This is a genomic window from Okeania sp. SIO3B5 (assembly GCF_010692555.1).
Classification (GTDB): Bacteria; Cyanobacteriota; Cyanobacteriia; order Cyanobacteriales; family Microcoleaceae; genus Okeania.
This window is the reverse complement of record NZ_JAAHHG010000318.1, coordinates 1-5711: the sequence shown is the minus strand read 5'-3', so window position 1 is coordinate 5711 and position 5711 is coordinate 1. Positions and strand designations below refer to the sequence as shown.

The following is a 5711-nucleotide window of genomic DNA, read 5'->3' as shown; positions in this document are numbered from 1 at the left end:
TAAAATTCTTCAGCAGAAATTTTATTTACCATAATTTATAGTTCAAATTTGATTTATGTTTACTATCCCACACTCCGTTAGGAGGCTAACTAATAACTGAAATTACTTTAGTTTTTTTGCTCAATAAAAATCATCCGAGTTTTGATAGGAATACCCGTAGTTGGAGAAGTCCAACCTAATATAAAATAATCTTCAATAGAATTTTCAATTACTATTTTTGAATGGTCGTAAACTGGCACAGCAAAATTTTTAATAAATTCTTCCGTTGTCTCATCAAGACTAATCAAAATAGCTTGACGAGCTATTCTATCAATATGTTCAATTGCTGTTTTAGCATCTTCAACACATAATAATGAACCCAAGCAAAAAACAAAATCGTAGGAATTTTTATCAATTTCAGGTAAAGCTGTTTCAATTGATTTGTGGATAGTTTTATAACCTCTTTTAGCTGCATAATCTAGGATGTTACTAGAAATATCAATACCTGTATATTCAAAATTTCCCTGTAATAATTCACTCAGAAAACCTGTGCCACAACCAATATCTAAAATACTACCTTGATGATAATTATATCTATGGAATATTTTAGCTGCTTCATTTAGGTGTTGTACATTACACTTAGGGTCTTTTAACACATCGTCATAATTAGCAGAAAGTTCATCGTAAAATTCTTCAGCAGAAATTTTATTTGTCATAATTTATAGTTCAAATTTGACTGAATATTTATCATCTTTTACAGTATGATTGATAGGTCATATTAAATATTAAATCTTATTAAACCATTACCGAAATATCGTCGTCTAAAGTCTCCCCTTTTAAGGAGATAAAAAAAGAGAATTCCGTATTTTCGTAGCTTCCTTATTGCAGAAGTACTCATAACTGATAACTGATAACTGAAATGACCTTAACTTTTCTGTTCAATGTAAATCATTCGAGTTCGGATATCAACACCTTGGCTTGAAGAAGTCCAACCTATAATAAAATAATCTTCGATGGCATCTTCGAGCGCAATTTTTGAATGGTCATAAACCGGAACAATAAAGTTTTTAATATATTCCTCTGTCAATTCATTAATGCTGATTATAATAGCTTTGCGAGAAATCCGATAAATATGTTCAATTGCAGTTTGAGCATCTTCAACAAAATACAATAAACCTAAACAAAAAACAAAATCATAGGACTGGGAATCAATTTCAGCCAAAGCAGTTTCTATCGGTTTATGGATAGTTTTATAACCTCTTTGGACTGCATAATCTAGCATATTAGCTGAGACATCAATACCTGTATATTTAAAATCCCCTTGTAATAATTCACTTAGAAACCCTGTTCCACAACCAATATCTAAAATACTGCCTTGATGATGATTGTATTGATAAAAAATTTTAGCTGCCTCATTATGAAACTTTAGATTACTCCTAGCCTTTGCCAAATCATCATACTTAGCAGAATAATCATCATGAAACTCTTCAGCAGAAATTTTATTTACCATAATTTATAGTTCAAATTTGACTTATATTTTCCATCCCTTATGGTCTGATTAATAGGCCACATTAAATATTAAATATTATTCAACCATTACCGAAATATCGTGGTCTAAAGCCTCCCTTTTTAAGCTATGCTTTATAAATATCTTTCTTAACATAAAACTTGACAAAATAGAGAAATTATGTTTTAGGTTTTAAAAGCCTTTTTCTAGAGATAAAATGTATTTAAAAGTACATTTATTTTGGCGAATCAAGTAGTTTTACTTAGGTACTATGACTATTTCTCCCTTCTCCCCTGCTCCCCTTCTTTCCTTCTCTCCGTGTCCCCGTGTCTGGTGCGTCTCCGTGTCCTCGTGTCTGAGGAGTTCCTTATAAGGGATAGCTTTTTAAGGGGATAAAAAAAAGAGAATTCCGTATTTTCGTAGCTTCCTTATTGCAGAGGTACTGTTAACGCAGTTCCTCCGGAGGAGGCTAACTGATAACTGAATAACTGAAATTACCTTAGTTTTTCTGTTCAATATAAATCATGCGAGTGCGGATAGGAATACCTGTATTTGGAGGAGTCCAACCTAATATGAAATAATCTTCCATAGCATTTTTAATTACCATTTTTGAATGGTCGTAAACCGGAATAACATGGTTTTTAATATATTCATCTGTTGCTTCAGTTAAACTAATTAAAATAGTTTTACGAGCAATTCGATAAATATGCTCTATAGCAGTTTGAGCATCTTCAACAAAATACAATGAACCTAAACAAAAAACAAAATCGTAGGAGTGGGAATCAATTTCAACCAAAGCCTTTTCTATCGGTTTATGGATAGTTTTATAACCTCTTTGGGTTGCATAACCTAGCATATTAACTGAAATATCAATCCCTGTATATTCAAAATCTCCCTGCAATAACTCACTTAGAAGTCCAGTTCCACAACCTATATCTAAAACACTGCCTTGATGGTAATTGCGTTGTTGGAAAATTTTAACCGCTTCATTTAAATACTGTACCTGAGCATTAGGGGTCTTTACTATATAATCATACTTAGCAGCATGATTATTATAAAATTCTTCGGCGGAAATTTTTGTAAACATAGTTCCTACTTCAATATTTACTGATACTTAATCTACCGATCCAACCCAACTTTAGTGAAAAAAAATATGACAAGAATACGATAGTTAAAAACTAAATATTACTGATAAATATTAGTAGCCTTAATCATGTGATAAGCAATAAGTAATTGAGTCAAAGCTAAAGGATAACTCTGAAGCAGCTCCCCAGTCGTACCAACTAACTTACCAATATCTGGGTCTCCTTTCGGCGAACAAAAATCCTTTAAATAAGGCGTATCCTGACATAAAATCATCTCTAACTCATTTACCTGTTCTTTCGTTGCATGACTATCAATTTCCAAAACATCCACTGGTTTACCCATATCCCTGTCTAACCCCAAACGTACTGCTGGCTGAAAACTAGGGCTGCCTTGGCCAATAATCTCTAGAAAATCTGGGTGAGGAATAGTTGGTCTCAGCACCAAGCGTACATGAAGTTCAGAGCTATTTTCATCATTTGAAGGAGGATAAAAAGTAACAACTACATCTGCCCACTTACGTTGGGGACGGATAAAAGCCTCCGAGTCTGGTTCCCGTTTTTCCATCTCTTTGAGAACCTGTTCTTCACTATATCCCCTCTTCATCGTATCCCGTTTTACCTTCCATTTCGCCCTTAAATCCTCTGGTGGTGCAAGATACACCTTCACATCGTAACAATCTCTCGCTCCCCTAGTCGAATAACCCAGTAGTCCTTCAACAATCACAAACTTGCTAGGCTTAATATATTCTGGCGGGTCAAATTTTCCCGTTGAGTGATTATAAATAGGCTTAAGAATTGGTTGTCCAGTACGCAGCAGAGTCAAATGTTGCTGCATTATATCAAGATGATTACAATCTGGGTGTAGGGCTGTAATACCTATTTCCGCCCTTTGTTTTCGATCGTAGCGATGATAGTCATCTGTACAAATCACAGTCACATTTTCTGGCCCTAAGACTTGAGCAATTCCTCTAGTCAAAGTAGTTTTACCCGCAGCGCTATCACCGACAATTCCTAGAATGATTGGACGATAATTCATAATTTCACTTCTCCCTACTACCGGACAAAAGCTTACATAAAACAACCGGAAATTTATAATTATTTCTTAATTTTACGATCTATTTGACCTTGGGGCAAGATTTTTGAGAGAGGGACAAGGTTTTTTCTTCTTCCTTCTTCCTTCTTCCTTCTTCCTTCAACTAATAGCAGCTTTCAAACTTCGACAAAACTGCCCGATCGCCTCCAAACCCTCATCCGGCGTTCCCTCTGCCAAACGTTTCACCACCGCACTACCAACAATAACCGCATCACTCCCCCAATTTTTTACTTGCAAAGCGTGTTCCGGTTGAGAAATACCAAAACCAACACCAATAGGTTTATCTGTCACCCCTCGCATTTCTACCAACAAATCTTCCACCCGTGTCTGTACTTGATTACGCATTCCCGTTACCCCAGTCACACTCACCAGATAAATAAACCCTTGAGACTGACGAGCGATCGCCTCTATTCTCTCTTTTGGGCTAGTAGGAGCCACCAACAAAGTCAACTCAACCCCAATATCCCGAGCAGGCTTTAACAAAATATCCGCCTCCTCCAACGGCAGATCCGGCACAACCAAACCCCTAGCACCAGCATCATAAATTTTTTTCAGGAAGCTCTCCACCCCTCGAGACAAAATCGGATTATAGTAAGTAAACAAAATAATCGGCGATCGCAACTTCTTGCTCGTTGTCTGCACCACCTCCAACACCGACTCCAAAGTAGTCCCCCGTTCCAAAGAACGAGTAGCAGCAGCCTGAATTACTGGACCATCAGCCAAAGGGTCAGAATATGGAACGCCCAACTCAATCAAATCGGCCCCACTATTATCCAATACCTCCAAAGCTTTGGCCGTAGTTTCCAAATCTGGATCGCCTGCGGTAATAAAAGGAATAAAAGCACACTGACGACCATTTTCCGAATTGCGTAGAGATTCAAAGCGATGAGAAACTGAAATCATTTTTAATTTTCAATATTTGGATAAATAATTTATTCTGTTGCGGATTTAATACCCTACCGTCAATGGCAGGGCTGTTTCATTCTAAATTTTGGCGTTTCTCTCAAAGCCTGATGGGGAGACAGTTATAGGCACTCCTACTTCTTTTTTGGATGAAAAGCCCAATTTTAATCATAAAAATCCTCCATCCCCGTGTCTCCGTGTCTCCGTGTCCCCGTGTCTATCGAGGGTTAAAAGTCCAATTTTAATCATAAATTAAAATCCTCCATCCCCGTGTCTCCGTGTCTCCGTGTCCCCGTGTCTGTCGAGCTTGTCTCCACGTCCCCGTGTCTATCGAGAATGAAACAGCCCTGATTATTCCTGCTTATTCTTGGCTGCCCTTTCTTGTTCAACCTCTGCCTGCAACTGAGCCAACTCCTCTGGAGTCATTTCTTCCAGTCGCTTTTGGATTACTGCTTCCTCATAATCTTTTAACTGCTGGTTATAGGTCATATTACTATTAGTAACCCGAAACAAATAAGTCAGTAGCCAGCCAACCAAGCCACCGACCAAAACTGCTTGTGTCCAGATACCAGCCTCTATACCATTGACTCCTACTACCTGAAATATAAAGTAAAGGATACCACCAGCAGCAAAAATACCAACACTTATTCCAATGGCCTCAATTCGTCGCATTAACCTTCAATTTGTCGCCGTCTGGGGCGAAAGTTCAAAAATGGGGACAAAACTAACATACCAGGGAAGAAGAAGAACATCAAGAAATACATAAAGACTCGTTCAAAGGAACTAGCAACATACCAACGGATATTCAAGTAAGCATAAACTATAGCTGGCATTACCAAAAGGTAAGTTCCTGCTAGGACTGCATAAATAATTAGGATTACCAGGTTCCCGTCTAGTTCTAAGTTCATAAACAATATTTATTTAGAAATTGCAATAGTTAATCTTGACTTCTCCCCGCTTTAAAAAGACGGGGATTCTAAGCGTATGCTTGGAGCGGACTAAAATCACCCTCCAAGCGCTTACGATATTCTTTTGAAAGAGAATCCAAAAAATACCGTTTTGGCAGAGTCAAAACTGCCCTACAGACCTTGGTTAAATCGAAATTTAACTGTGTCCTTACCTTTCTAATTATGTTAGCTGAACC

7 protein-coding genes are annotated in these 5711 nt (G+C 37.3%); all 7 read right to left on the bottom strand.

Translation table 11 applies throughout. The annotated features are described in order from the left end of the window. Positions 1-107: 107 nt before the first annotated feature. A complete protein-coding gene (locus F6K54_RS30005; RefSeq protein ID WP_293086023.1) occupies positions 108-695 on the bottom strand; it encodes a class I SAM-dependent methyltransferase in 588 nt (195 codons plus the stop codon). Positions 696-904: 209 nt separating this feature from the next. Further along, positions 905-1489, bottom strand: coding sequence for a class I SAM-dependent methyltransferase (locus F6K54_RS30000; protein ID WP_293086020.1), 585 nt, complete (start codon positions 1487-1489; stop codon positions 905-907). 496 nt (positions 1490-1985) lie between these two features. Continuing rightward, positions 1986-2573, bottom strand: a complete 588-nt coding sequence (locus F6K54_RS29995; protein WP_293086017.1) for a bifunctional 2-polyprenyl-6-hydroxyphenol methylase/3-demethylubiquinol 3-O-methyltransferase UbiG — start codon at positions 2571-2573, stop codon at positions 1986-1988. Positions 2574-2671: 98 nt separating this feature from the next. After that, positions 2672-3607 carry a phosphoribulokinase gene (locus tag F6K54_RS29990; protein WP_293086014.1) on the bottom strand — a complete coding sequence of 312 codons (936 nt, stop codon included), beginning with the start codon at positions 3605-3607 and terminating at the stop codon, positions 2672-2674. A 156-nt stretch (positions 3608-3763) separates the two neighbouring features. Continuing rightward, positions 3764-4567: a tryptophan synthase subunit alpha gene (trpA, locus tag F6K54_RS29985; RefSeq protein WP_293086011.1), complete on the bottom strand. Its 804-nt coding sequence runs from the start codon at positions 4565-4567 to the stop codon at positions 3764-3766. Positions 4568-4918: 351 nt separating this feature from the next. Next, the gene (locus F6K54_RS29980) at positions 4919-5239 is read right to left on the bottom strand and encodes a DUF3007 family protein (protein WP_293086008.1); all 321 of its coding nucleotides are present in this window, start codon (positions 5237-5239) and stop codon (positions 4919-4921) included. Next, positions 5239-5475 carry an NAD(P)H-quinone oxidoreductase subunit L gene (gene ndhL, locus F6K54_RS29975; protein ID WP_293086005.1) on the bottom strand — a complete coding sequence of 79 codons (237 nt, stop codon included), beginning with the start codon at positions 5473-5475 and terminating at the stop codon, positions 5239-5241. Before ndhL ends, F6K54_RS29980 begins: the two co-directional genes overlap by 1 nt. Positions 5476-5711 lie beyond the last annotated feature (236 nt).

What these genes read in the sequence shown, in the direction of transcription:
- F6K54_RS30005 (WP_293086023.1), bottom strand. Translation starts at nt 695, where the DNA reads ATGACAAATAAAATTTCTGCTGAAGAATTTTACGATGAACTTTCTGCT.
- F6K54_RS30000 (WP_293086020.1), bottom strand. Translation starts at nt 1,489, where the DNA reads ATGGTAAATAAAATTTCTGCTGAAGAGTTTCATGATGATTATTCTGCT.
- F6K54_RS29995 (WP_293086017.1), bottom strand. Translation starts at nt 2,573, where the DNA reads ATGTTTACAAAAATTTCCGCCGAAGAATTTTATAATAATCATGCTGCT.
- F6K54_RS29990 (WP_293086014.1), bottom strand. Translation starts at nt 3,607, where the DNA reads ATGAATTATCGTCCAATCATTCTAGGAATTGTCGGTGATAGCGCTGCG.
- trpA (WP_293086011.1), bottom strand. Translation starts at nt 4,567, where the DNA reads ATGATTTCAGTTTCTCATCGCTTTGAATCTCTACGCAATTCGGAAAAT.
- F6K54_RS29980 (WP_293086008.1), bottom strand. Translation starts at nt 5,239, where the DNA reads ATGCGACGAATTGAGGCCATTGGAATAAGTGTTGGTATTTTTGCTGCT.
- ndhL (WP_293086005.1), bottom strand. Translation starts at nt 5,475, where the DNA reads ATGAACTTAGAACTAGACGGGAACCTGGTAATCCTAATTATTTATGCA.